The organism is Trinickia dinghuensis (assembly GCF_003367175.1).
GTDB lineage: Bacteria > Pseudomonadota > Gammaproteobacteria > Burkholderiales > Burkholderiaceae > Trinickia > Trinickia dinghuensis.
The window spans coordinates 1-1,220 of the sequence record NZ_QRGA01000045.1; the positions used below are offsets into that span (position 1 = coordinate 1).

Genomic DNA, 1,220 nt, shown 5'->3' on the forward strand with positions numbered 1-1,220 from the left:
TGCGAGACCAGCGCCACCTTCGGCTCGATCCCGAAGCGGCGCACCTCCTCGGCCGCCATGATCGTGATCTCGGCCAGCTCCGCCGGCGTCGGATCCACGTTCACGTGCGTATCGACCAGGAAGATCTGCCGGCCCGGCAGCACCAGCCCGTTCATCGCCCCGAACACCGTGCACCCCTCGCGCTTGCCGATCACCTGATTGATGAAGTGCAGATGCCGGTGCGGCGTCGAAATCGTGCCGCAGATCATCCCGTCCGCTTCGCCCTTGTTCACGAGCATCGAGCCGATCAGCGTCGTGCGCCGGCGCATCTCCACCTTCGCCAGCTGCTGGCTGATGCCCTTGCGCGCCATCAGGTGGTAGTACTCCTGCCAGAACTCGCGGTAGCGCTCGTCGTGATCGGTGTTCACCACCGTGTAATCGACGCCCGGCGTGAGCCGCAGCCCGTAGCGCTCGATCCGGTGTTCGATCACGCCCGGGCGCCCGATCAGGATCGGCGTGGCCAGCTTTTCGTCCACCACGATCTGCACCGCGCGCAGCACGCGCTCTTCCTCGCCCTCGGCGAACACGATCCGCTTCTTGCCCGGCTCGACGCTGCGCGCCTGCTGGAAGATCGGCTTCATCGTCGTGCCGCTGTGATAGACGAACTGCTGCAGATGCTGCTTGTAGGCGTCCATGTCCTCGATCGGCCGCGTCGCCACGCCCGAGTCCATCGCCGCTTGCGCCACCGCCGGCGCGATCTTCACGATCAGGCGCGGATCGAACGGCTTCGGGATCAGGTATGCGGGCCCGAACGAGAGATCTTGAATGCCGTACGCCGTCGCGACGATGTCGCTCTGCTCCTGGCGCGCCAGCTCGGCGATCGCATTGACCGCCGCGATTTCCATCTCGCGCGTGACCGTCGTCGCCCCGGCATCGAGCGCGCCGCGGAAGATGAACGGGAAGCACAGGACGTTGTTGACCTGGTTCGGGTAGTCGGTGCGGCCCGTCGCGAGCACGGCGTCGGGCCGCACTTCGAGCGCCACTTCCGGCAGGATCTCGGGCGTCGGATTGGCCAGTGCCAGGATCAGCGGCTTGGCCGCCATGTTCTTGACCATCTCGGGCTTGAGCACGCCGCCCGCCGAGAGACCCAGGAAAATATCGGCGCCTTCCATCACTTCGGCCAGCGTGCGCGCCGAGGTTTCGCGCGCGAAGCGCTCCTTGTCCGGATCCATCAGCTCGGC

At 66.5% G+C, this 1,220-nt stretch carries 1 protein-coding gene; it reads right to left on the reverse strand.

Annotation, left to right across the window (positions count from 1 at the left end):
• Positions 1-1,220: phosphate acyltransferase (locus tag DWV00_RS33520; protein WP_281272703.1), on the reverse strand; the 1,220-nt coding region annotated here is incomplete at both ends.